We start from the raw sequence: 24,739 nt of genomic DNA, 5'->3' as shown, positions 1-24,739 counted from the left end.
GCTAGCGGGCGGCCAGCCGATCGAGCAGCGCGTGCACGTCCGACGCACCCCGCTCGAAGACCACTGACTGGGAAAGATACCACAGCCCCGGCGCGTCGGCGGGCCAGATGGGACCAAGCTTCACGGCATCCTTGAGCGTGCAGACGACGCGGTGACACCGCATCGCCCGTGCCGCGAGCGCGCTCGCATCCGCCGGGGTGTACGCGTGGTGGTCGCCGAACGAGACGGCCTCGACGTCGGCGCCGAGGGCGCGCAGCTGCGCCTCGAATGCGCCCGGGGCACCGATGCCCGACACCGCCAGGATGTGCTGCCCGTGGACGGCCGCGGACGGCTCTTCCGCTTCGCCCCCCCACCGACGCAACTGGCCGGGCGCAAGATGCGCGATCGCGACGGGGAGCGCCGGGGCGGCCGCGCGCAGGAGGGTGGCCAGCTGCTCGGCGCGTTCGGGCGACGCCGCCTTGCGCGTGACAATGAGGAGCGAGGCACGGCGCAGCGCAAAGAGCGGCTCCCGGAATGGGCCAACTGGGAGCAGGCGCACCGGCAGGTCGTGCCACAGGTCGGCGCTGACCAGCACCACGTCCGCGTCACGCGCCAACTGGCGATGCTGGAAGGCGTCGTCCAGCACGAGCGCGGTGGCACCCTGCGTGACGGCCCGCGTGGCCGATGCGCGTCGCACGGGATGCGCGAGCACTGGCACGCGGGGATTCAGCTGCTCGTGCACGATCTGTTCGTCCGCCCCGTAGCCGCGCAGCAGCAGCGCGGGGACGCGTCCGCGCCGCGCCAGTTGCGCGGCCACCCACGCCGCGATCGGCGTCTTGCCGGTACCACCGACGGTGAGGTTGCCAATGGACACCGTGGGGACGCCGGTGCGCACGGCCTGACGCGCGCGCTGCGCACCCACCAGCAGGCTCGCCGCGCCGTAGAGCCACTCCACGGGCGTCAGCACGGCGCGAGCGAGCAGCGCCGCGAAGCCGTCGCCGTACCACACCAGGCGAATGAACGCGTCACGCACGGGCCATCGCCTCCGTGGCATCCATCGCCGCCACGAATCGCTCGATCTCGCCCGCGGCGAGCATGTCACCGTCGAAGCGCGGCGTGAAGGGTTCGCCAATGGTGACCACCACGCGGGCGAACGGCTTGGGAATCGCGTACCGGTCCCAGCTTCTCAGGTGCCACGCCCGCGCGGGATGCATGGACATCGGCACGATCACCGTGCCCGCGCGGTGCGCGGCGACGAACAGTCCGGCCTGCGGCACGCGCGCCGGGCCGCGCGGGCCGTCGGGGGTGAAGGCCACCGACCGGCCCTCGCGCAACGCCGCCACCAGCGTCAGGAGGCCGCGCACCCCGCCGCGCGACGACGAACCGCGCGCCGGCGGCGCGTAGCCGAGCCGTTCGAGGATGCGCGCGATGATCTCACCGTCGCCGTGCTCGCTGGCGAGCGCCATGATGCCGCGATGCCGCTGGGTCCAGATGGGCGTGAGCATCAGTCCGTGCCAGACGGCGACCACCACGGGAAGCCGCACGCCATTCCGCATGGGCCAGTTCGCCTCGCCGCGGAGCTCGATGCGCCACGTGCGGGCGAGCAGTTGGACGGCCCAATAGCCGGCGCGTGCGGCCCAGCGCACCTTGCGTGCGCGCTTCGCCGCCATGGCGTCGTTCGCGACGTCCGCCGGCGACGCGGGTCCGGTCACCCGTCCCCCTCGCGCAGCATCGTGCTCGCCAACTCCGCCACGCGCGCGGCCGCCCCGGGCGCCCCGAGCATGCGCCGGATCTCCGCCATGCCCTCGAGCATGCGCCGGCGCGCCGGACTGGCGTCACCGAACAGCGGCTCGAGCGCGTCGGCAACCGCCGGCGTCGTGAAGGTCTCCTGCACGAACTCCGGCGCCACCTCGCGGCCCGCCACCACGTTCAGCAGGCCGATGTGAGGAATCTTCACCAGGCGGCGCGCAATCTCGTAGGTGATGCGGCTCGTCTTGTACACGACGGCGCACGGACAACCGGCGACCGCCGCCTCGAGCGTCGTCGTCCCGCTCTTGCACAGCGCGACGTCCGCCGCGCGCAACACGTCGAACGATTGCGCGCGCACCATCGGGTACGGCAGGTGCGAGGCGTCCATCTGGATGGTCGGCGCAACGCTCACCACGACTTCGAGCCCCGGACGCCGCCGCTGGAGTTCGCGCGCCACCGCCTCGAAGGCGCGCACGTGCCGCTCGATCTCCTGCGCCCGGCTGCCGGGGAAGAGCGCGAGCACTTCGCGGTCGAGCGGGAGCCCCAGGCGCCGCCGGGCCTCCGCCTGGTCGGGGAGCGCCTGCGCGCGATCGAGCAGCGGGTGCCCCACGAAGGTCGTGTCGATCCCCGCGCCACGCAGCAGCGGCTCCTCGAACGGGAGGATCACCGCCGCCTTGGTGATGACTTCGGCCATCATCTTCACGCGCCCCGGCTTCCACGCCCAGACCTGCGGCGTGATGTAGTACAGCACCGGCACGCCGGCCGCGCGCGCCGCGCGTGCCACGCGCAGGTTGAAGCCCGGATAGTCGATCAGGATGACGAGCCCGACGCGCCCGCTGCGCAGGTGCGCCTTGACGGTGCGCAGCAGGCGCAGGTGCGCGGGGAGGTGCCTGAGCACCTCGACGAAACCCACGACGCCCTCGGCCCGCTCGAAGAGGGTGACGCCCGCCGCCGCCATGCGATCGCCCCCCATGCCCACCAGCGGAACGTCGGGGCGCACGACGCGCAGTCGCTCGGCGACGCCGGCGCCATGCAGGTCGCCCGACGCCTCACCGGCGATGATCAGGATTTCACGCACCGGAGGCGCGCGCACCCGAAGTGCGCGCCGCGTCCATCACTCCCCGGGCGCGCTCGATGTCCGCCACGATCTGCAACGCCACCGCTAGCGCATCACGCCCGTCCTCGCCCGTGACCGGCACGTCGGCCTCGCCGCGCGCCGCCGCGACGAACGACTCGAGTTCCAGCCGCAGCGCGTCGCCTTCCGGCGCCTCGAGCGGAATGCGCTCGACGAACGCCGCCACGTCCGGTTGCGCCTGCATCGCCAGCGCCGCCAGGTTCACGTCGCTCCGCAGGCGGAAAAGCTCCCCGTTCCCCGCCCCCAGGTCGAGCGTGAGGTACGCGTTGCGCTGGAACAGGCGCAGCTTGCGCGTCCGGTCCCGCGAGATCCGGCTCGCCGTGATGTTGGCGATGGCGCCGTTGGCGAACGCGACGCGCGCATCCGCGATGTCCACGCTCGGCGTCAGGATGCCGACGCCGGCCGCGCGTACTTCGGCCACCTTCGCGCGCGTCAGCGTGAGCACGAGGTCGATGTCGTGGATCATCAGGTCGAGCACGACGGCCACGTCCGACCCGCGGGGATTGAACGGCGCCAGCCGCTCACTCTCGATGAACAGCGGCTGGTCCACGTACTGCCAGGCCGCGCGAATCGCGCGATTGAATCGCTCGATGTGCCCGATCTGCACGAGCGCGCCCTTGGCCCGGGCCAGCGCCAGCAGCTCATCCGCCTCGGCCAGCGTCGTGGTGATCGGCTTCTCGATCAGCACGTGCTTGCCGCGCGCCAGCGCCGCCTTGGCCACCGCGAAGTGCGCCGGGGTCGGCACGGCGATGGACACCGCGTCCACGCCGTCGAGCAGCGCGTCCAGCGACGCGGCCGCCGCCACGCCGAGCTCTTCGCCAACCTTGGCGGCGCGCGCGGCGTCCGCCTCGAAGAACCCGGGCACGTTCACCGCGTCGAGCGTGCGCAGGTGCCGCAGGTGGTGATAGCCCAGCGCGCCCGTGCCCACGACTCCCACCCGCAGCGGCCTGGTCATACCACGATGCCCCGCTGGCTCTCGTCCACGAAGTCCACGAACGCCTTCACCTCGGCGCTCATCGACAGCTCGCGGCGCGCCGTCTCGAGCGCCTGCGCAATGTTCAGTTCGCTCCGGAAGAAGAGCCGGTACGCCTTCTTCAGCTCGGCAATCGTCTCGGGCGTGAACCCGTTGCGCTGCAGCCCGATGCTGTTGAGGCCGTACAGCTTGATCGGGTTGCCCACCGCCTTCACGTACGGCGGCACGTCCTTGTTGACGCGCGACATCCCGCCCACGAAGCAGTAGCGGCCGATCTTCCCGAACTGGTGGATGGCGCAGAGTCCCGAGACGATCGCCTTGTCCTCGATCGTCACGTGCCCGGCCAGCTGCGTCCCGTTGGAGATGATCACGCCGTTGCCGACGTGGCAGTCGTGCGCGAGATGCACGTACGTCATCAGGAAGCAGTCGCTGCCGACCGTCGTCCGGAACGACTGCGAGGTGCCGCGGTTGATCGTCGTGTATTCGCGAATCGTCGTTCGGTCGCCCACCTCCACCCACGTCTCCTCACCCTTGAACTTGAGGTCCTGGGGCAGGCCGCCGAGCACGCTGCCGACGCCGATCTTCACCTCGGTCCCGAGCTTGACGTACTCCTCGAGCACCGCCCGGGTGCTGATCACGCAGCCGTCGCCTACGGTGCAGTGCGGGCCAATGATCACGCCCGCGCCGATGGTCACGTTGTCGCCGATCTGCGCGTCCGCGTCGATGACGGCGGACGGATGTATGCGATTGCTCATCGATCCCTCACCATGGCGGCCATCTCGGCCTCGCAAACGACTTCGCCGTCAACTTTTGCCACACCCTGCATGCGGCAGATCATCCCGCGCACCTGCTTCATCTCCAATTCGAAGCGGAGCTGGTCGCCGGGCTTCACCGGCTTGCGGAATTTCACGTTGTCGAGCGACATGAAGTACACGACCTTCTTGTCCGGATCCTCCACGGTGCCCATCAGCAGCATGCCGCCGACCTGCGCCATCGCCTCGACGATCAACACGCCGGGCATGATGGGGTGGCCGGGGAAATGCCCCTGGAAGAAGGGTTCGTTGATGGTGACGTTCTTGAGGCCGACAATGCGTTTCTCATCCAGCTCGAGGACGCGGTCCACGAGCAGGAAGGGATAGCGATGCGGCAGCACCTTCATGATCTCTTCAATTCCGAGCACCTGTGCCTCCCGCCGGGCCTGCGCCAGTAGCGCCCGCACCAGCAAGACTGTTCCGCGATGGCTGGGCCTGGTCGCCGTGATGCGTGCCTGCACCCGCTTGCCGGCCAGCGCCAGATCACCCACGAAATCCATCGCCTTGTGCCGGACGAACTCATCCGGCCACCGCAGCGTCGTTCCCACCACGCCCGTCTCGTCCAGCACGACGGCATTCTCGACCGTCGCACCCTGGATGAGCCCCTTGGCCCGCAACGCTTCCACTTCCCGCAGGAAGCCGAAGGTGCGGGCGCCCGCCAGTTCATGCTGGAAGGTCGCCGGGGTCACGACCCACGTCCCCCGCTGCGTGCCCACGAGAGGATGCGGAAACTCGATCTCCACGTCCAGCGTCAGCCCGTCGGCGGGGTGCGCCTCGTACACGGACTGGCCGTCCACCACGCGCACCGGGCGGCTGACTTTCAGGTACTCGACCGTGCCGGCCTGCTCGACGAAACCCGCATGCTGCAGCGCCTCGAGAAACGGCCGCGAACTGCCATCGAGGATGGGCGGCTCGGGCGCATCCATGGCGATCAGCACGTCGTCGACGCCCGCGCCCGCGACTGCGGCCAGCACGTGCTCCACGGTGTGCAACGCCGAATCGCCCGTGCCGAGTTGGGTGCGCCGTTCGGCGAGTTCCGCCGTGTCCGCGTGGGCCTGCGTTTCGGGGGCGCCGGCAAGGTCGACGCGGCGAAACCGGATCCCCACGCCGGCCTTGGCAGGCTCGAACGAGAGACGGCATGGCTTTCCGAGATGCAGGCCGACGCCGGACACCGACACGGCGCGCGCAATCGTGCGCCGACCGCTCACTGCCCGTCCCGTTCGAGCAGCCGTTCGAGGCGCTTGATCATGCCGGCCAGCTTGAAGAGCGCGGCCGTCGCGCGCAGCGACTCCCGGTGCGGACGCGCCGGATACCCCGACCACGACTCACCCGGCGGAATGTCGCTGATCACGCCGCCCTGCGCGCCAACCTTCGCGCCGGCGCCGATCGTGAGATGCCCGCTCACGCCGACCTGGCCGGCGAGCACCACGCCGTCCTCGATGCGCGCGCTCCCGCTGACGCCGCACTGCGCAATGAGCAGGCAGAGCCGCCCGACGCGGGCATTGTGTCCAATGTGCACGAGGTTGTCGATCTTGGTGCCGGCCCCGACCACGGTGTCGTCCACGCTGCCGCGGTCGACTGCGCTGTTGGCGCCGATCTCCACGTCATCCCCGATGATCGCGCGTCCGATGTGCGGGATCTTCTGGTGCGTGAACTGCCCGTCCACCGTGTGCGAGACGTAGCCGAAGCCGTCGCTGCCGATCCGCGCGCCCGAGTGGAGGATCACCCGGTGCCCGATCTGGCTGTTCGGATAGACGGTGACCTGCGGGTGGAGCTGGCAATCATCCCCGAGCGTCGCGCCGGCGCCCACCACCGAGTGCGCGCCGATCCAGGTGCGATCGCCGATGCGGGCGCCGTCCTCGACCACGGCGCCGGCATCGATGCAGACATCCCGGCCGAGCGCGGCGCCGCGCCCCACATGCGCCGACGGATGAATGCCCGGGGTTCGCACCGCCGCCCGGTAGAAGCGCGGAATCAGCCGGAGCATCGCCTCGTGCGGCTGGGCCACGATCACGCGGGCGCGCGGCGTCCCCGGAGTGTCCTGCAGGTCGGGCGCCACCAGCACCACGCCGGCGCCGCTCGTGGCCAGCATCGGCGCGTACTTGAGGAAGGCGAGAAAGCTCAGATCCTCGGGCCCGGCACGATCGAGCGGCGCGATGGAGCGCACCGTCGCCGCCGCATCACCGACGAGCCGGCCGCCCGTCGCCTCAGCGAGCTGGGCGGCGGTCATCGTCAGTGGGGATTGCTCCTGCGTCATGCGGCGTTCCGGGGTGGGGATTCCGATCGCGTCAGTTGACCGGCGGAACCTTCGGCTTGGCCGCGCCGGCCGGCGCCGACACCGGACCCGCCGGTGCCGCCGTGGGCGGCTTGGTTGCGGGCGCCGCGGCCGGGGTCGCCGGCTTCGGCGTCGTCGTCGGGGCGCTCACCTGCGGCACCGGCATCGACCGGAGCTTCACCAGCACCTTGTCGGTGATGTTGAGGTTCTTGTCGATGGCGACGATCGGGTTGGCCTGGCTGCCGACATCGAGGATCATGGTCAGCCCTTCATCCTTGCGAATGTCCTCGAGCGCGACCTTGATCTGCTCGATGATCGGCTGCAGCAGCTGCGCCTGGCGCTGCTGCGCCTGGAGGTCGAGCGCCTGCGTGCGCGTCTGGTACTCCTGCTCCTTCTCGCCAATGCCCTTCTGGCGCGTCTCACGCGCCGCCGGGCTCAGCCCCGCCTCCGCCTTCTGATAGGCGGCGATCATCGCCTGCAGCGAATCCTGCATGCGCGTGACCTGATCCTGCATGGCCTGCGCCTCCTTCTTCCACTGCGCGTCGGCTTCGGTCCGGCCGGGCGCCTTGTCGAGCAGTTCTCGCGTGTCGACGTAGGCGACCTTCACGGCGGTCCCCTGCGACATGGCCACCGCGGGGAGGAGGAGGAGGGGAACGATGGCGCTGAGCAGCGCGCGTACACGGACGTGCATTGCAAACTCCAGGTGTTAGAAGAACTGGCCGAGGCGGAAGTGCAGCTGGAACTTGGGATCCGGCCGCCCGAAGATGTCGGTGCGGTCGAAGCCGTAGGCCCAGTCCAGGCCGAGAGGCCCGAGCGGCGTCACGACGGAGGCGCCGAGACCCGCGCCCCGGTACAGGCGGGACGGGTCGATTTCGCGGGGATGATTCCAGATGTTGCCCGCGTCGTAGAACAGGTTGATGTAGAGCTGCTGGCTCACGCGCAGGCCGACTTCCGCCGTCGTCGTGAAGAAGGCGTTGCCGAACGACGAGCGCTGCGCGTTGTACGTCCCCGTCGACCCCGAGAAGCCGCGGGGGGTCACCGAGAACTCCGGATAGCCGCGCAGCATCTCGCCGAACTGCACGCCGCCCAGCGAGAAGGACTGGGAGTAGAAGAACGCCCCCGGGTCGCCGAAGACGGCGCCCGTCTTGGTCGTCAGTCCGACGGTCAGCTTCAGCGGGTTCGCCCCCATCTTCTTGCCGCCGATCTCCGCGAGCAGCGCGTGCGCGCGCATTTCGGTGTAGTAACGCTGGAAGTTGGACGTGCCGCCGAGGATGCCGCCGTTGAAGTCGGCCTTGACGCTCTGCATGCTCCCCTGCGTCGCAAAGGGCAGGTCGACGCGCGTGTCGCGCTGCAGCGTGAGGCCCATGTTGGACCGGAAGCAGCGCGTGCAGGCGGTCGTCGAGGCCACCGAGCCCAGCAGGCCGCCGCTGCCGAATTTCACGCCTTCGGCGCCGTACGACACGAAGAGGCGCGTGAACCGCGAGTTCGGCAGCGGGAAACCGACCTGGAGGCTCGCGCCGGTGCGGATCGAACGGCCGAGGTCGGCAATCTGGTAGCGCGCCTGCGAGTTGTACGCGGTGACCGTCCCCGAAATGCGGCTCTTGCGAATTGCCGGGTCGGTGTAGCTCAGGTTGAAGTCGTTGATGTAGCGGCCGTACTGCCACTGCACCGACCCGCGCTTGCAGTTGCCCCACAGGTTGGGCTGCTCGAGGCCGATGAAGCCGCCGATCCCCGTGCCCTGCCCCATGGACGCGCCGAAGTTGATGTTGCCGGTGCGCTTCTCCTTCACGCGGAAGATCACGTCCACGTCACCGGCCTCGTTCGCCGGGCGCGTGTCGGGCGGCGCGATGGGCGTCTCGAAGAAGCCCATGTTGCCCAGGCTCTGGTACGAGCGGATCAACCGGTCCTGGTTGAAGACGTCGCCCGGAATCACGAACAGCTGTTCGCGGATGCACGACTCGTTGGTGTAGTCGTTGCCAAGGATGTCCACGCGATTGATGATCGCGGGCTGTCCCTCGTTGATCTCCCAGCGCAGGTTCACCTTCGGCACCGAATCGGCGCCCGTTGCCGCCGGCTCCGCGACCGGACGGACCTGCGCGTAGATGTACCCCTCGTTGGAATACATCGTCCGCACCTTCTGCGTCGCGTCGTCCCACTGCGTCCGGTCGAACAGGTTCGACGCCACCTTCTTGCGGCGCGCCAGCGCCACCACGCGCTGCGGCAGCGACGCGGCCGTGGTGGTGAAGGGATACGCGCGCTGGATGTCCTCGGTGGAGAAGTGCTTGTTGCCGTCCACCGCGAAGGCGCCGACGTTGTACCGGCGCCCCTCATTGACCGTCAGTTCGATCAGCCCCTTCCCGCGGGCGCGGTCGATCAGGAGCGTGTCCTTCAGGAACTGGAAGTCGACGAACCCCTGCTTGGCGAACAGCGTCGGAATGCGCTCCCCGAGGTCGCCGGCGTACTTGTCCTCGTCGAACGTGCCCTTCTTCCACCAGAGAAAACTCTCCGGGCGCGTCTTCATCGCCTTCACGATCGACTTGGACGGAACGAGCGAGTTGCCGATGACGTTCACGCCCGAGATCGCGAGCCGGCGCCCCTCGTCCACGCGGAAGAGCAGCTTGACGCGATCGCCGACCACCGTCGTTTCCGGCTTGATCTGCGCCAGGTAGAAGCCGTTGGCCTGGTAGAGCGAATCAATGCGGGTGATGGCCAGCGCCACCTGCGCCGGGTCCACCGGGCGCCCGACCAGGAGGTCCACCCGGTCACGGACCGTGCGGAGCGAGACCACCTCGGGTCCCGTCACGTCCACGTCCGAGAGCACGGGACGCTCGACCACCTTGATGACGAGCGTCGCCTGCTGGCCGTCGGGTGACAGGAGGCACGCCAACTGGACGTCATCGAACTGCCCGCTCTCGAAAACGCCGCGAATCGCCCGCTGCAGCGAAGGGTAGTTCAGCGCCGTCTTGGCCTTCAGGCCCGCGTCGGACAGGATGGTCGACGCCGGGACACGTTTGTTGCCGGAGACGGCAATCGTGTCCGGTGTCTGGCACCGGGCATCATCGGGTTGCTGGGCGGCCAGCGCGAGGGGGCCCGCCAGGACCACCAGCGCCAGGGCGGAATACATCGATCGGAGCATAAGTAGGGAAATATACACTAAGAGGCCGGGTGGATTGCAGTTGCAACCCGCCCAGCCTCCTCAGGTTCCCGCTACGCCTTCGGGGTGCTTGCGGGGACCCGAAACTCGAGTCGCGTGCCATCCACGGCCACGTCCACCTCGATTTCGTCGCCTCGCGAGAACTCGGCCAGCAGGATCTTCTCCGACAGGGGGTCCTCGATATAACGCTGGATGGCCCGCTTGAGCGGACGGGCGCCGTACGCCTCGTCGTAGCCGTGCTTGACCAGGAAGTCGAGCGCGGCGTCCGAGAGCTTCATCACCAGCTCCTCCTCGGACAGGCGCTTCTGCACGTCCCGCAGCAGGATGCCGACGATCTGGGCGATGTGCTCCCGCTGCAGCGGGTGGAAGACGATGGTGTCGTCCAGCCGGTTCAGGAACTCGGGGTTGAAGGTGTTCTGCAGCTCCTCGCGCACCTTCTCCGCCATCTTCTCGAAACGGGACGGCCCGTCGGCGCTGCCGAAGCCCACCGTCCGGCTCTTGGTGATGTCCTTGGCCCCGACGTTCGACGTCATGATGACGACCGTGTTCTTGAAGTCGATCACGCGCCCGTAGTTGTCCGTCAGGTGCCCCTCATCGAGGACCTGCAGGAGGATGTTGAACACGTCCGGGTGCGCCTTCTCGATCTCGTCGAGCAGCACCACGCTATACGGCTTCCGCCGCACGGCCTTGGTGAGCGCCCCCGAATCCTCGTAGCCCACGTAGCCCGGCGGTGCGCCGATCAGCCGCGACACCGAGAACTTCTCCATGTACTCCGACATGTCCACGCGAATCAGCGCCGACACGTCGGCGAACAGGAACTTCGCGAGCGCCCGGGCCAGCTCCGTCTTGCCCACCCCGGTCGGGCCGCAGAAGATGAACGAGCCGATCGGGCGCTTCGGGTCCTTGAGCCCCGCGCGGCTGCGGCGGATGGACCGCGCGATCGCCTTGATCGCGTCCTCCTGCGCCACCACGCTCTGGTGCAGCTCCTCCTCCATGCGCAGCAGGCGCGCCGTCTCGGCCTCTTGCAGGCGCGTGACGGGGATCCCCGTCCACCGGCTGACGATGAAGGCGATCTCCTCCTCGCCGAGCACCGGCCGGAACGACTGCCGGCGCTGCTCCCACGCCTCCTGCCGCGTGCGGATCTCGCCCTGCAGTTCGCGCTCGCTGTCGCGCAGCGCCGCGGCGCGCTCGAAGTTCTGGTCGCGCACCGCTGCGTCCTTCTCGGTGTTCACCTGCTCCAGCTTGCCCTTGAGCTCCGCCACCTCCGGCGGCGGCACCTGCGCCGCGAGGCGCGCCCGCGCCCCCGCCTCGTCGATCACGTCGATCGCCTTGTCGGGGAGGAAGCGGTCGGTGATGTACCGTTCGCTCAGCTTGGCCGCCACCACGAGCGTCTCGTCGGGGATCGTCACGCGGTGGTGATCCTCGTAGCGCTTCCGCAGTCCCTTGAGAATCTCGACCGTCTCCTCGATGGAAGGCGGCTCGACCACCACGGTCTGGAAGCGACGCTCGAGCGCGCCGTCCTTCTCGATGTACTTGCGGTATTCGTTGAGCGTCGAGGCGCCGACGCACTGCAGCTCGCCGCGCGCCAGCGCGGGCTTGAGCATGTTGCTGGCGTCGATCGCGCCTTCCGCGGCGCCCGCGCCAACCAGCGTGTGCAGCTCGTCGATGAAGAGGATCACCTGCTTGTTCAGGGCGATCTCGTTCATCACCGCCTTCAGCCGCTCCTCGAACTGGCCGCGATACTTGGTTCCGGCGATCACCGCCGCCATGTCGAGCGAGAGCACGCGGTGCTCGCGCAGCGAGTCCGGGGATTCGCCGTTCGCGATGAGCTGCGCGAGCCCCTCGACGATGGCCGTCTTGCCGACGCCCGGCTCGCCGATGAGCACCGGGTTGTTCTTCTTGCGGCGCGTGAGGACTTCCATGACGCGCTCGATTTCCTTGAAGCGCCCGATGGTCGGATCGAGCTGACCCTCCGCCGCGAGCGTCGTCAGGTCGCGGCAGAAATGGTCCAGCGCGGGCGTCTTGGACTTCTTCTCGCCCTTTCCGCCCGGTGCCCCCGGCGCGGGCTGCGGCGCCACGCCCGGGGCCGGCTGGGCGCCGCCCTGCGGAGTCTCGCTGCCGCCGAGCAGGCGCAGCGTCTCGGCGCGGGCGGCCTCGAGCGACACGTTGGCGTCGGCCAGGACCTGCGCGGCGATCCCCTTCTCTTCCCGGAGCAAGCCCAGCAGCAGGTGCTCGGTCCCCACATAGGAGTGCCCCAGCTCGCGGGCCTCGCCCATGGCGAGCTCCAGCACCTTCTTGGCGCGCGACGTGTACGGCAAGTCGGGACCGGTGGCCTGCGCCGCCTTCCCCTTCTTCACCGTTTCCTCGATCTTCTGCTGGATCTCATCGAGTTCGACGTTGAGGTGCTGCAGCACGGCGGCCGCCACCCCTTCGCCCTCGCGGATAAGCCCGAGCAGGATGTGCTCCGTGCCGACGTACTCGTGGTGGAGGCGGGCCGCCTCCTCCCGAGCCATCGCCAGCACCTTGCGCACGCGTTCGGTGAAGTTGTAGCCGTTCATCGTGTCCCCGTCGTCCCGGGCGCTGGCGTCATGCCCCGCCCGCTTCCGCGGCCAGCACGCCGCGCACGTAGCGTGCCCGGGCGAGATTGGCCTCGATTTCCGTCAGCGGCCGCCCCTCCGCCAGCGAGAGGTGCGCCGTCTGGCTGAACACCAGCAGCTTGTTCAGCGTGTACACACTCAGTCCGCCCAGCAGGAACATGCCGACGGCCAGCCGAACACCGCTGAGGAGGTTCATCGCCTCGTCGGCGCCCAGGCTGCGCGCGTACCGCAGCGTCCCGTAGGCCCGCCACAGCTTGTCTTCGATAATATAACCGGCGTCCCGAGTCAGGACACGGCGGGCCTCCGACTCGCGCGAAATCACGTGGGCCACCACCCGCGACAGGTGGTCACAGAGCTCGTCCTCGGTCCGTCCCAGGGTCGTCTGGTTGGAGATCTGGAAGAAGTTCCCCACGACCTCGCTCCCCTCGCCGTACAGCCCGCGGTAGGTCAGTCCCATCTGCTGGAGGCCGGTGAGGACCTTGCCGATCTCCTGCGTCAACACCAGGCCGGGCAGGTGCACCAGGACCGAGGCGCGAAGTCCCGTCCCCACGTTCGTCGGGCACGACGTCAGGAAGCCGAACTCATGGTGGAAGGCCAGCGGCAGCCGCTCGCCCAGTTCACGTTCCAGCCGGGCGGCCCGTTCCCACGCCCCGCTGATGTCGAACCCCGACCGGAAGACCTGCAGTCGCAAATGGTCTTCCTCGTTCACCATCAGCGCCGCCTCGTCCCCCACCAGCACCGCCGCCCCGAGCCGCGCCGTCGCCGCATCGAGCTCCGCGAGCTCGCGGCTCACCAGATGCCGCTCGTGCAGCAAGCGGCGTTCGTTGGCCGTCATCTCGTCCACCCGAACCAGGACGGACTGTGCCAGCAGCGCCGAATGCGACGCGGCATCGCGCACCTGCTGCAGCACGCGCAGCCGGTCGCTGTCGCCGGCCCGGGGACTGAACGGGAACCCGGCGACGTTCCGCGCCAGGCGGACCCGCGAGGACAGCACGATGTCCGCGTGCGGCCCCGAGGCCGTGATCCACGGCATCCCGCCGTCGGGGAGGAGGGACAGGTCGAGTGTCACTCGAGGGCCCGGATCTGGTCGCGCAGCGCGGCCGCGAGCTCGAACTCCTCGGCGGCGACGGCCCGCTGGAGCCGTTCGCGCAGCGAGTCGAGCTCCGAGCCGACGATGCCCGCGGCCACCGGGGCGTCGTACTCGCGCCCGCGATGGCGCGCCGCCCCGTGCACCCGGCGCAGGAGCTCCCGCAAGGCCCCCTCGAATGCCGTGTAGCACTGGGCGCAGCCCAGCCGGCCCGACGCCCGGAAGTCGCGCAGCGACGTCTGGCAGTAGGCGCAGCGGGCCTGGTCCCCGACGGACGGCGCCGACTGCTGCTGCACCGCGTGCAGAAAGTCGCCCAGCGGATGCTTCGGCATCGCGACCGTCGTCTCGATGCCCTTCGCGGCGGCGCATTTCTCGCACAGGTGGAGCTGCGTCACCTCCGCGTTCACGATCTGCGTGAGGTGCACCACCGCGTCGCGCTCCTTGCACTGGTCGCAGAGCATCAGACCAGCCCCTCGCCGTGCGAGGCGTGCAGCACGCCATCCTCGAGCAGCAGGATGCGCTGCGCGCGCGACGCGAGCGATCGGTTGTGCGTCACGACCACGAGTCCCACGCCCATCTCCGACGCCAAGGTGGCGAACAGCGCGTGCAGCGACTCGGCGTTCGCATGATCGAGGTTGCCGGAGGGTTCGTCGGCGAGGATGAGCGGCGGCGACGCCGCCAGCGCCCGCGCCACCGCCGTCCGCTGCTGCTCGCCCCCGGAGAGCTCGGCCGGGCGGTGCTGCATGCGCGCCCCCAGCCCTACCCGCTCGAGTAGCTCCCGCGCCCGTGCCCGCGCCTCGCCCGAGGACTTGCCCCCAATTCGAAGGGGCATCATCACGTTCTCGAGCGCCGTGAATTCCTTGAGCAGATGATGGAACTGGAAGACGAAGCCCACCGACGTGTTGCGAAGCGCGGCCAGCTGGGCGTCGGCCACCTGGCTCACCGCCGTCCCCGCCAGCTCGACGTCGCCGCCGGTGGGACGCTCCAGCGCGCCCAGGACCTGCAGCAGCGTGCTCTTGCCGGCGCCGCTGGCGCCGACGATCGCCACCATCTCCCCCCGTGCCACCTGCAGGTCCACGCCGTCGAGCACGACAATCGCGCCGCCGTCGCCGCCGGTGAAGACCTTCCGCACGCCCCGCGCTTGGAGGATGGGTGTCATTCGTCGCGGATGGCCTCGATCGGGAAGAGGCGCGACGCCTGACGCGCCGGATAGAGCGTCGCCAGCGCCGCGACGGCAAAGCCGAGCAATGCCATCAGGAGGGTGTCGCCGACCTCGAGCTTCACCGGCAGGTGATCGATGAAATAGACGGTCGGGTCGAGTGTGATCAGGCGGTAGCGATCGACGATGACGCCGAGCACCGCGCCCAGCAGCGTGCCGGCGAGCGTCCCCACGCACCCGATCACCGTCCCCTGGATCAGGAAGATCCGGCGAATGGATGCCTCGGTGGCGCCCATCGCCTTGAGGATGCCGATCTCCCGCGTCTTGTCGCGCACGACCATCGTGAGCGTGCTCACGATGTTGAATGCGGCGACGACGATGATCAGCAGCAGTATCACGCCCATTCCCATCTTCTCGAGCTTCAGCGCCTTGAAGAGCGAGCTGTTCTGCTCCTGCCAGTCCACGGTGTGGTACGGGAAGCCGAGCGCGGTCATCGTGCGCTCCGCCACGACGGGGGCCGACCAGCGGTCCGCCGTGGCGACCTCGAGCCCGGTCACCGCGCTGTCGAGCCCGGCAAACTCCTGCGCGGCCTGCAGGTCCACGAAGACGAAGGCGTTGTCGTATTCGTACATCCCCGTTTCGAAGACGCCCGTCACCTCGAACTCCGCCACGCGCGGAATGAGCGCCCCCAGCACCGCGTCGGGCTTGAGCCCAGCGGCGGAGACCATCGTGAGGCGTGTCCCCGGATTACCGGGATAGGCGGCCAAACGCTCCGCGAGCAGCTTGCCCACCACCGCGCCGCGCCGCTGGCCGTCCGCCGTCTTGAACGAGAAGTCGCCCATGATGGCGTGGTCGCGAATGGTCGTCACGCCGCGCCGGGTCGCGCCGGCCGGTTCGATGCCCGAGACCGAGGCCCCCTCGGTGTAATCGTGCCCGGCATTGACCAGCGCCTGCGTGAGCACGAAGGGCGCGACGGCCACCACGCCATCCACCTTGGCCACCTTCGCCTGCAGCGCGCGCCACGCCGTGATCTTCAGGTCGTCACCGAACGCGAGGACGCGAAAGTCGGGACTGCCGACGAGGATCTTCTCGCGCAGGTCGGTCTGCAGGCCGTTCATCACGCCGATGATGAGGATCAGCGCGCTGACGCCCACCACGATGCCGCCGATGGCGATGAGCGAGATGAAGGAGAGCCAGCGCGTGCGGCCGCGCGAGCGGAGGTAGCGCCAGGCGATCTCAAGTTCCAGCCGGTTCACCATCGGCACCCCGCGAGTAACCCCATCCTTCCGCACCCCACCCCGCACCGTTCCCCTGCACCACACCGTGTACCGTGCCTTTCACCCGCGCTATTCCGGACGCATCGTCGGGAACAGGATCACATCCCGAATGTGCGCCGTCCCCGTCAGGTACATGAAGAGCCGGTCGATCCCCACGCCGACGCCGCCCATCGGCGGCATGCCGTATTCCATGGCGCGCAGGTAATCCTCGTCCACCCCCGAGGCCTCCTCGTCGCCCGCGGCCTTCAGCCGCGCCTGCGCCTCGAACCGCTGACGCTGGTCGATGGGATCGTTCAGCTCGGAGAACGCATTGGCGAGTTCCCGGCCGCGGGCGAACAACTCGAATCGCTCGGTCAGCGCCGGATTCCCCCGCTTCGGCTTGGCAAGCGGCGAGAGCTCCTTGGGATAGTCGACGACGAAGGTCGGGCGGTCGATCTTGCTCTCCACGTGGTGCTGGAAGAGTTCATCCATCAGCTTGGGACGCGACAGCGACGCGACGCCGTGCACGCCGGCCTGTTCCGCCGCCGTGCGAAGGGCCGCGTCCGTCATCTGCGTCACGTCGTCGACGTGCAGCGCGGACGACAGCGCCGGGAGCCAGTCGATGCGCGGGAACGGCCCCTGCAGCACCGCGGCATCGAACGCCGGCGCATCGGTCGCCAGCCCCGCCGCGGTCAGCGTGTCGCGCACCGCCGTCGCCGCGGCGATGATCAGCGCCTCCACCCGCCCCATCATCACCGTGTAGTCGGCATACGCCTCGTAGAACTCGAGCATCGTGAACTCCGGATTGTGCGTCCGGTCGATGCCCTCGTTGCGGAAGTCGTGCCCGATCTCGTATACGCGGTCGAAGCCGCCGATGACGAGGCGCTTCAGGTACAGCTCGTCGGCGATGCGCAGGTAGAGCGGCATGTCGAGCGCGTTGTGGTGCGTCACGAACGGCTTGGCCGCCGCGCCGCCGTACAGCGGCTGCAGCACCGGCGTCTCCACCTCGAGATAGCCGAGACCGTCCATGAACCCGCGCACCGCGGCGGTCATCCGCGAGCGCGCCGTGAACAGCGCCCGCACCTCGGGATGCACCGCGAGGTCGGCGTAGCGTTGGCGCGACCGCTGTTCGCCGTCGGCGAACGCCGAGTGCCGCACCACCTTGCCATCCACCACCTCTTCCTTGCCGAATGGGAGCGGACGCAGTGACTTGGCGAGCAGTTCGAGGTGCAGCACCTTCACCGTCACTTCACCCGTGCGCGTGCGGAAGAGCGGCCCGCGCACGCCGATCACGTCGCCCAGGTCGAGCAGGTCGCACACCGCGTACGCGGCCTCGCCCACCACATCCTTCTTGAAGTACAACTGCACGCGGCCCGAGGGGTCGCCCAGGTGCGCAAAGGTCGTCTTGCCGTGCGTGCGCAGCGCCACCACGCGCCCGGCGAGCTGCACCTCCGGCCCCTCTTCCGCATCGCCGAGCAGCGCGGGGCACTGCGCCGCCTGGTGCCGCCGGTCGAAGCCGTAGGCGAACGGCGCGACCCCCATGGCTTCCAGCGCCGCCAGCTTCTCGTGGCGTGCCTGCAGCACGTAGTTCAGTTCATCGCTCATCGCGCCGCTCCGGCGTTGCCGGCCATCTTGAGGTAGGCCTCGATGAACGGGTCGATGGCGCCGTCCATGATCTTCTGCACGTCGGGAATCTTCAGTTCGGTCCGGTGATCGTTGACCATCGTGTACGGCTGGAACACATAACTGCGAATCTGGCTGCCGAAGGTGACGTCCTGCTTGTTCGCGTCCAGCTTGGCCTTCACGGCGGCCTGCTTGTCGAGCTCCAGCTGGTAGAGCTTGTTCTTCAGCTGCTTCATCGCCTGCGCCTTGTTCTTGCCCTGGCTGCGCTCCTGCTGGCAGGCCACGATGATGCCCGACGGGATGTGCGTCAGCCGCACCGCCGAGCTCGTCTTGTTCACGTGCTGGCCGCCGGCGCCGCTCGCCCGGTAGACGTCCATCTTGATGTCTTCTTCCCGAATCTCGATGTTGATCTCGGTGTCGACCACCGGATAGATGAAAATCGACGCGAAGCTCGTGTGCCGCCGCGCCTGCGAATCGAACGGCGAGATGCGCACCAGCCGGTGCACGCCGGCCTCCGGGCGGAGGAAGCCGTACGCGTACATGCCCTTGATTTCGAGCACCGCGCCCTTGATGCCGGCCTCTTCCCCCTCGCTCAGGTCGAGAATCTCCACACTGTAGCCCCGGCGCTCGGCCCAGCGCGTGTACATGCGCATCAGCATCTGGGCCCAATCCTGCGCCTCGGTGCCGCCGGCGCCGGCGCTGATCTCGACCTGCGCGTCGCGGTAATCGTCGCGCCCCTGCAGCAGCGACCGCAGCTTGAACGCCTCCACCTCCTCGCCCAGCGCGGTCGATTCGCGCTCGACCTCGGCGATCATCTCGGGGTCGGGTTCGCTCTCCAGCATCTGGTCGAGCTCCAGCGCCGACTGCACCCGCCCCCAGAGCTTCTCGAACGGGTCCGTCCACCCCTTTAGCAGCTTCATTTCCTGCACGAGCCCCTGCGCGCGCTCCTGGGCGTCCCAGAACCCCGGGGCGGCCATCTCGGTCTCCAGGGCCGCCAGCCGGGCGCGCTTGCTCTCTAGGTCAAAGGAACCTCCGCAGCTCGATGAGCCGTTCCTCATCCTGCCGCAGGGACTTGCTGCGCTCGCTTTCGGCCATCTGCTCGAAGTGTGTTTGGGAATGCTCAGGGAGTGCCGGTCTATGGAAAGCTAATAGCGCAGCAGACAAACAACAGAGAGACAACAGAGAGAAAACAGAGAGACAACAGCGCCCCGTCGCGGCGGCCGTCTGTTGTCTCTCTGTTGTTTGTCTGTTGTCTCTCTGTTGTTTCTCTCTAGAAAATCTTCTTCCCGCTCGCCAGAATGTCGTTCAGCGCTTCCTGGAAGTGCGTGGTCGTCTCGGCGAATTCCTTGCCGATCTGGTCGCAGTACTCCTCGTAGCTCTTCTTGATCTCTTCGCGGAAGAGTTCCTTGAGCGTCCCGTTCTTCAGCCCTTCCTCGCGCTTCTGCGGGAGGTAGGCCACCATGTCCGACACGAGGGCGCGCGCCAGGCGCTTCGCCTTTTGGTTCGGATCATTGTTGAGGAACGGATTGATCACGCGCCGCTGCGACGTGGGCGTCGCCCCGAGCGCGGCGGGGGACGCTGCCGCGGGAGCTGCCGGCACTGGCGCCGGCACTGGCGCCGGCACTGGCGGCGCCGGCCTCGGCGCGGGCGGCGGTGCGGCAACGGGCGGCGTGATGGGCCGCGTGATCGGCGGCAGGGTGGAACGCGGCACGGTGGGAATCGGCTGCGTCCGGCCAGGATCGTCGACGCGCACCGGTGTCGGCGGGGCCGCCGGTGCGGCCGTCATCGGCGGCATCATCCGCGGCATCGTCGTGCGTGGCGCCGGCGACGGTGGCACCGCCGGGGCCAGCGGCATCATGGGCGTTGGCGCCGCGGCGCGCGGGGCGCCCATGGGCGGCATCGGCGGCATGAAACCGCCGCGCGGTGGCGTCACGATTGGCGGCGGCGCTGGCGGCGGCGCTGGAGGCGGCGCTGGAGGCGGCGCTGGAGGCGGCGCTGCCGGCGGCGGTACGCTCGGCATCGACGGCGTGATCGGCGGCGTGACCATCGTGGGGCGCAGACCGGGCACGCCAACCATCGGTGTCGACGTCGGCGGCACCGCCGACGACGGACGACGTGCCGGAGCCGCCGGCGTCATGGGTGTCGCAAACGGCGACGGCGGCCCGCCACCCGTCGCGGCCGGTGTGGCCGTGCGTGGTGGCGTAAACGGCCCCGGCGCACCGGGGCGCGGTGGCGGCGGCGTGGCGCCCGCCGGCATCGGCGGTGGCAATGGCGGCATGGTGGGGCGCGGAATCGCGGTCACCGGCGGCGGCGCCGGCATCTCGAACGCGGGACTCGGCGCGGCCTCGGCCTCGGACATCACTGCCGCGCGCGACACGCGCCCCGACACGCGGGGCTGAGTCGCGGGCTCTACCACCGGCTCCGCCGATCGCGGCATCGCGGGCGCCGGCGCGCGCCCGGCCGCCGGCGATCCACCGGCGGCGACGGCACCGGGCGGGGCGATCGTGATCACGCCGCCGCACACCGAACAGCGCGCGCGCACGCCCACCGTCGGCACCTTCGACGGGTCGACACGGAAGACGGACCGGCATTCAGGACACGATACGTTCACTTCTCCTCCACCCCGGAAGCAGCGTCCGCCGTCGACGACCGCGGCGCGCCCTCATCCGCAGCGACGTCGCCGCGGCGGTCGATCGTGAACACAGAGCCCGGCAGGCTCTTGGCGTAACTCTTCATTTCCGTCGCCAGTTCGCTGACCTGCGACGGGTGCGAGAACTTCCGGCGCTCGTTGGTCACGACGCCGATGGAAACCGTCATCAGCGGCACCTTGTGCAACTGGCCGCGCCGGTCCTTTCCAAAGTAATACCCCGCGCGTCGGTCCTGCTCCGAATACTGGTACGGCACGATCGCGTCGAACACCGACACCACCTCGGTGCAGACTTCCGACACCGCCTCCACCGGGATGACGAACAGGAAGTCGTCGCCCCCGATGTGCCCGACGAAGCCGCGTTCGGCCACCGTGCCCTTCACGACGTCGTGCAGGATCTTCGACAGGATGCGGATCACGCGATCGCCGTCGTAGTAGCTGTAGCGATCGTTGTATTCCTTGAAGTGATCCAGGTCGGCGTAGCACGCCGCGAACAACTCGTCGGCCTCGAGGCGCCGCAGGATCTCCGTCTCGATTTCGATGCCGCCGGGCAGGCGCGTCGAGGGGTGCACGTACGTGTCGCGGTCCGAACGCCGCAGCAGCGCCTCCGCGCGCAGCGCGACTTCGGCGACATCGGTGCCCTCGCGAATCACCTCATCGGCCAGCACGTCGAAGGCGGCCGCGAACGACGTGGGATCGTTGCGCACGAGCACGAGCGCCGGCACGATGCCGGTGAAGGAGTCGGCCTTCAGGCGTTGACATCCCTTGAGTCCCGCCACCGGATGCGTGCGCGCGTCGATGATCGCCAGACGCGGACGCGACCGCAGCGCCGCCGACATCAAATCGTCAGCCGTCGCGACGCGCGCCGTCGGCAGACGATGCTTGTCAAGCCAGGCACGGATGGAATCCGGCACGGCTTGCCCGTCTGGCGCGAAGACTATTGCAGTCGTGTGCGTCACGCGGCCCGCTCAACTCCTCTCTGGAAGTCGTAACGTACCCGCTGTGAACGAGGGTGTCAAACACAAGCAAGGACACGACTTGCGCACCGCCATGTCGTGGTCGCTGTACAACCCTTGTTCAGCGGATGGGAAGCGAACCTCGCACGGCGAACCCGCGACCGGCGCTCCCTGCGAGCCCTTCAACCCTCAGCGTCACAAATGCGTCCACCGACGACAGCAGGTGGTTCGCGAGCACGATGCCCAGCGCTGAGCGCGCCTCGCGGAACGACGTGTTGCTGCGGCGAATCGTCCGAATGAAGAGATCCTGCTCGAGCTGCGCGCTGCGCCATGACCACCGGAATTCCGGGCGGATCGCGCGATCCAGATAGAAATTCATCGCGCGGCGATACTCGGGGCTGCCGGTCGACGGCGACACGTTCGGGTCGTTCCAGTACGTGGTGCGCGCGAGCAGCCAGATTGCCCCGTTGTACGTACCCGAATTGATGTCCGGGTCCACCTCGCCGCCCGGGAGCCGGTCGAAGACACCGCTCTCCAGGAACTTCTCCATCCACTCGTAGTACTCGCCGGTGCCCACCGGGAACGTCGGCCCGTACAACGAGCGGGCGACATCGCGCGCCAGGCCCCGGTACCGATTCTGCTGCCGGCGAGCCTCGGTCCGCTGGTTCGCGAACTCGACCACGGCCCACGCCTCCACGGCGAGGTACGCCACAAACCGATCCTGGTGCAGCAGCGCCTGGCCCGCTCCCGGAACGATCAGCGACGCCACCGGGGCCCAGCGGCGGCGCTCCGCGTCATCCCGTCCGAGGCCGCCCGCACGTCGCGCGAGCGCGTGCGCTGCGTCGTGCGCGCCCAGGCCGCGGAGTGCCGCCCCGGACGCCGGCGCAATGTCGGCGACGTCGCGCACGGCCCCCGTGCGCCACGGCGCCGCCCACTGTGCGGTCGCCGGGCGCACGTTCACGGCCAGGCAGGCGAGCGCCATCGCGCCCTGCAGGGCGAACCGCACGCTCACCAGCTCACCCGCAGCGTGAGGAACGTCGGCGGCACGCCGGCGTCGGAGGACAGGCCGCCGAAGACGCGCGCAAAGTCGATGCGCATCGCGCCGCGCACGAAGCCGAATCCCATGGCCGGCCCCGTGGCATCGCCGACGCCTGAGGCATAGCCCGCGCGCAGGTACAGTTGCTTCTGAAATCCGAGTTCGCCCCCGAGCCGGAAGGCGGGATCATCGAGGGACGTCCGGTTCACGATTTCGACGGCCCACCGCAGTTCGGCCCCGGGCAGCGCCTTCTCCACGCGCGGCACGCGCGCGCCGATGCCCAGATGCAGGCGGGTGGGCAGCGCGTCGGACTGGTACGCGTCATTCACCTGGAGCCTGAGGCCCATCTGCCGCACCGCAAAACCAACGACCAGGCTGTCGGCGTGCGCACGCTGCCACTGGAAGCCGCCGTCGAAACCGCTCGTCGTGGCCACGTAGGACATGTTGGTCGAACACGGTCCCGTGCAGTCGTTGCGGCGCTGCAGGAGCTTGTAGGTCACGCCGGCCCGCAGCGATGGGCCGAGAGTCGCCGCATAGGTGAACATGGCCACGACTTCGCGCGTCAGCAGCTGCCCCACCGAGTTGCCGACATCGTCCGTCAGCTCCTGCTCGCCGTAGTCATAGAGCTGCGCCCCGACGCCGATGACCCCCGCCCGCCCCGCGGGATACACGACGCCGAGGGCGGATCCGTTGGCCACCACGGACTTCGAGTAGTGCAACGCCACTTCCCGCGTCGTGGCGCGCGCGATGCCGGCGGGATTGCTCCAGAGGGAAGCCGAGCCGGCCTCCGCGGTCACCCCCGTCTGGCCGACGCCGACGGCCCGTGCGCCCACGGGAACGAGCAGCACCAGCGAGCCTTCGGTCGAGAGCCCGCCCTGGGCGCGCAACGGACCGGCGCCGGCCGCAAGGGCCAGCGACGCACCGAGCGCCGCGACAAGCGCGCCGAACGGATTAGAGCGGCAACGCCTCATCGACGAGCATGACGGGGATGTCGTCGCGCACGGGGTACCGCAGTTTGCACGCGGGGCAGTCGAGGGCCTGCTCGGCCTCGCGATAGGCGAGGGCCCCCTTGCACTTGGGGCAGACCAGGATCGCCAGCAGTTGCGGAGAGATCGTCATTTCGAGTCGTCCGGGGGCAGCGTGTATCCGAGCCGCGCGAGCGCCGCCGGATTCCGCCGCCAGTTGGGAAGCACCTTCACCCACAAGTCCAGATACACCGCACCGCCGACGAGCGCCTCAATGCGTTGGCGCGCGGACTGGCCGATGCTCTTGATGCGCTGGCCGCCGCTGCCGATCAGGATGCGCTTCTGGCTGTCGCGCTCCACGTGGAGCACGGCACGAATGTACACCGGCGCACTCCCCTCACGAAACTCCTCGATCTCGCAGGCCACCGCGTGCGGCACCTCCTCGTCGAGCTGCTCGAGGGCCGCCTCCCGCACGGCCTCGCGCGCGAAGAACCGCAGGTGCTGCGTCGAGAGATCGTCCTCCGGATACAGGAACGGGCTCTCCGGCAGGTGCGCGGCGATCGCCGCGAGCAGTTCGGGCATCCCGTCGCCCGTGCGCGCCGACATCACGATCGCGCCCGGATGCGCACGCGCGAGGTCGCGCCGCACGACCTGGTTCACCAGGTCGCACTTGTTGAGGGCGACGACCACCGGCGCCTTCGGCGCCGCGTCGAGCCCGGCCACCGTCGCCAGCGGCTCCACGGGATCGCTGGTGGCGTCCACCACGTGCACGATCACATCGGCCTCGCGCAGCGCCGCCAGGGCGGCGCCGAGCATCGACCGGTGCAGGTGATGCTTGGGCGCGAGGAGTCCCGGGGTGTCGAGAATGACCATCTGCACGCCCTGCTCGGTGCGCAGTCCCACGATCCGGTCGCGCGTCGACTGCGGCTTGGGGCTGGTGATGGCCAGGTGCTGCCCGACCAGGCGGTTGAGCAGCGTGCTCTTGCCGGCGTTGGGCTTCCCCGCCACGGTGACGATTCCGGCGTGTGTGGTCATCTCTGACAGACGATCCGGGGAGAAGGGGAGAAACGGACGGGGTGGAAAAGATTGAACCCCCCAGCCGAGCGAATCGACTGGGGGGTTCAAAGGGGTGCCGGCGACGGCCTACTCTCCCGCGCCCTCTCGGGCGGAGTACCATCGGCGCTGTCAGGCTTAACGACCGTGTTCGGAATGGGAACGGGTGTGGCCCTGACGCTCTAATCGCCAGCGAATTGGAGACAATGGAGGAGAAGTGTTCGTGTGTGGTGAATCTGACTGTTTACGCGTTGTGTCGCGAATGCTCTGCGAAGGCCCTCTT

At 69.1% G+C, this 24,739-nt stretch carries 23 protein-coding genes and 1 rRNA gene; 1 reads left to right on the top strand and 23 read right to left on the bottom strand.

Translation table 11 applies throughout. The annotated features are described in order from the left end of the window. Position 1 precedes the first annotated feature (1 nt). From VGJ96_05765 to VGJ96_05685, 17 genes are all read right to left on the bottom strand, one after another. Entirely contained in the window at positions 2–1,012 is a 1,011-nt protein-coding gene (locus VGJ96_05765) for a tetraacyldisaccharide 4'-kinase (GenBank protein HEY3286610.1), read from the bottom strand. Next, positions 1,005–1,691 (bottom strand): lysophospholipid acyltransferase family protein, encoded by a 687-nt coding sequence (locus VGJ96_05760; GenBank protein HEY3286609.1) that lies wholly within the window; start codon positions 1,689–1,691, stop codon positions 1,005–1,007. The genes VGJ96_05765 and VGJ96_05760 overlap by 8 nt, the downstream gene beginning before the upstream one ends. Then, entirely contained in the window at positions 1,688–2,806 is a 1,119-nt protein-coding gene (lpxB, locus tag VGJ96_05755) for a lipid-A-disaccharide synthase (GenBank protein ID HEY3286608.1), read from the bottom strand. The genes VGJ96_05760 and lpxB overlap by 4 nt, the downstream gene beginning before the upstream one ends. Beyond that, entirely contained in the window at positions 2,799–3,818 is a 1,020-nt protein-coding gene (locus VGJ96_05750) for a Gfo/Idh/MocA family oxidoreductase (GenBank protein HEY3286607.1), read from the bottom strand. Before VGJ96_05750 ends, lpxB begins: the two co-directional genes overlap by 8 nt. After that, positions 3,815–4,591, bottom strand: a complete 777-nt coding sequence (gene lpxA, locus VGJ96_05745) for an acyl-ACP--UDP-N-acetylglucosamine O-acyltransferase (protein ID HEY3286606.1) — start codon at positions 4,589–4,591, stop codon at positions 3,815–3,817. The genes VGJ96_05750 and lpxA overlap by 4 nt, the downstream gene beginning before the upstream one ends. Beyond that, complete coding sequence (lpxC, locus tag VGJ96_05740) at positions 4,588–5,856, bottom strand: UDP-3-O-acyl-N-acetylglucosamine deacetylase (GenBank protein ID HEY3286605.1); 1,269 nt, start codon at positions 5,854–5,856, stop codon at positions 4,588–4,590. The genes lpxA and lpxC overlap by 4 nt, the downstream gene beginning before the upstream one ends. Next, entirely contained in the window at positions 5,853–6,905 is a 1,053-nt protein-coding gene (lpxD, locus tag VGJ96_05735; GenBank protein ID HEY3286604.1) for a UDP-3-O-(3-hydroxymyristoyl)glucosamine N-acyltransferase, read from the bottom strand. Before lpxD ends, lpxC begins: the two co-directional genes overlap by 4 nt. Positions 6,906–6,936: 31 nt before the next feature. Beyond that, positions 6,937–7,614 carry an OmpH family outer membrane protein gene (locus VGJ96_05730; protein ID HEY3286603.1) on the bottom strand — a complete coding sequence of 226 codons (678 nt, stop codon included), beginning with the start codon at positions 7,612–7,614 and terminating at the stop codon, positions 6,937–6,939. A gap of 15 nt (positions 7,615–7,629) precedes the next feature. After that, a complete protein-coding gene (gene bamA, locus VGJ96_05725) occupies positions 7,630–10,047 on the bottom strand; it encodes an outer membrane protein assembly factor BamA (GenBank protein HEY3286602.1) in 2,418 nt (805 codons plus the stop codon). Between the two features lie 83 nt (positions 10,048–10,130). After that, complete coding sequence (locus VGJ96_05720; protein ID HEY3286601.1) at positions 10,131–12,635, bottom strand: ATP-dependent Clp protease ATP-binding subunit; 2,505 nt, start codon at positions 12,633–12,635, stop codon at positions 10,131–10,133. Positions 12,636–12,663: 28 nt separating this feature from the next. Beyond that, on the bottom strand, positions 12,664–13,743 hold the full coding sequence (locus tag VGJ96_05715) for a protein arginine kinase (GenBank protein ID HEY3286600.1): 1,080 nt from the start codon (positions 13,741–13,743) through the stop codon (positions 12,664–12,666). Then, on the bottom strand, positions 13,740–14,222 hold the full coding sequence (locus tag VGJ96_05710; protein HEY3286599.1) for a UvrB/UvrC motif-containing protein: 483 nt from the start codon (positions 14,220–14,222) through the stop codon (positions 13,740–13,742). Before VGJ96_05710 ends, VGJ96_05715 begins: the two co-directional genes overlap by 4 nt. After that, positions 14,222–14,920 (bottom strand): ABC transporter ATP-binding protein, encoded by a 699-nt coding sequence (locus VGJ96_05705; GenBank protein HEY3286598.1) that lies wholly within the window; start codon positions 14,918–14,920, stop codon positions 14,222–14,224. The genes VGJ96_05710 and VGJ96_05705 overlap by 1 nt, the downstream gene beginning before the upstream one ends. After that, a complete protein-coding gene (locus tag VGJ96_05700) occupies positions 14,917–16,176 on the bottom strand; it encodes an FtsX-like permease family protein (protein HEY3286597.1) in 1,260 nt (419 codons plus the stop codon). The genes VGJ96_05705 and VGJ96_05700 overlap by 4 nt, the downstream gene beginning before the upstream one ends. Before the next feature lie 90 nt (positions 16,177–16,266). Continuing rightward, entirely contained in the window at positions 16,267–17,781 is a 1,515-nt protein-coding gene (gene lysS / locus VGJ96_05695; protein HEY3286596.1) for a lysine--tRNA ligase, read from the bottom strand. Beyond that, positions 17,778–18,894, bottom strand: a protein-coding gene (prfB, locus tag VGJ96_05690) for a peptide chain release factor 2 (protein HEY3286595.1) whose coding sequence is annotated in 2 segments (ribosomal slippage) — positions 17,778–18,821 and positions 18,823–18,894 — 1,116 coding nt in all. Because the reading frame shifts where the segments join, the coding sequence is not laid out codon by codon here. The genes lysS and prfB overlap by 4 nt, the downstream gene beginning before the upstream one ends. Positions 18,895–19,069: 175 nt before the next feature. Beyond that, positions 19,070–19,333: a hypothetical protein gene (locus tag VGJ96_05685; protein HEY3286594.1), complete on the bottom strand. Its 264-nt coding sequence runs from the start codon at positions 19,331–19,333 to the stop codon at positions 19,070–19,072. Between VGJ96_05685 and VGJ96_05680 the strand changes: the two genes are divergently transcribed. Next, on the top strand, positions 19,326–20,198 hold the full coding sequence (locus VGJ96_05680; protein HEY3286593.1) for a hypothetical protein: 873 nt from the start codon (positions 19,326–19,328) through the stop codon (positions 20,196–20,198). The genes VGJ96_05685 and VGJ96_05680 overlap by 8 nt on opposite strands. Before the next feature lie 208 nt (positions 20,199–20,406). On the opposite strand, the gene VGJ96_05675 is transcribed toward VGJ96_05680, so the two are convergent. From VGJ96_05675 to rrf, 6 genes are all read right to left on the bottom strand, one after another. Further along, positions 20,407–21,360, bottom strand: coding sequence for a diguanylate cyclase (locus tag VGJ96_05675; GenBank protein ID HEY3286592.1), 954 nt, complete (start codon positions 21,358–21,360; stop codon positions 20,407–20,409). A gap of 163 nt (positions 21,361–21,523) precedes the next feature. Further along, positions 21,524–22,414, bottom strand: coding sequence for a hypothetical protein (locus tag VGJ96_05670; protein HEY3286591.1), 891 nt, complete (start codon positions 22,412–22,414; stop codon positions 21,524–21,526). After that, positions 22,411–23,409: a PorV/PorQ family protein gene (locus tag VGJ96_05665; protein ID HEY3286590.1), complete on the bottom strand. Its 999-nt coding sequence runs from the start codon at positions 23,407–23,409 to the stop codon at positions 22,411–22,413. Before VGJ96_05665 ends, VGJ96_05670 begins: the two co-directional genes overlap by 4 nt. After that, positions 23,390–23,557, bottom strand: coding sequence for a Trm112 family protein (locus VGJ96_05660; GenBank protein HEY3286589.1), 168 nt, complete (start codon positions 23,555–23,557; stop codon positions 23,390–23,392). Before VGJ96_05660 ends, VGJ96_05665 begins: the two co-directional genes overlap by 20 nt. Then, entirely contained in the window at positions 23,554–24,438 is an 885-nt protein-coding gene (gene era / locus VGJ96_05655; GenBank protein HEY3286588.1) for a GTPase Era, read from the bottom strand. Before era ends, VGJ96_05660 begins: the two co-directional genes overlap by 4 nt. A 95-nt stretch (positions 24,439–24,533) precedes the next feature. Next, positions 24,534–24,650: ribosomal RNA gene (gene rrf, locus VGJ96_05650) — 5S ribosomal RNA — on the bottom strand. Positions 24,651–24,739 lie beyond the last annotated feature (89 nt).

Source organism: Gemmatimonadaceae bacterium, assembly GCA_036504815.1.
GTDB lineage: Bacteria > Gemmatimonadota > Gemmatimonadetes > Gemmatimonadales > Gemmatimonadaceae > PNKL01.
The sequence above is the reverse complement of the archived record's forward strand: the minus strand, read 5'-3'. Positions and strand labels throughout refer to the sequence as shown.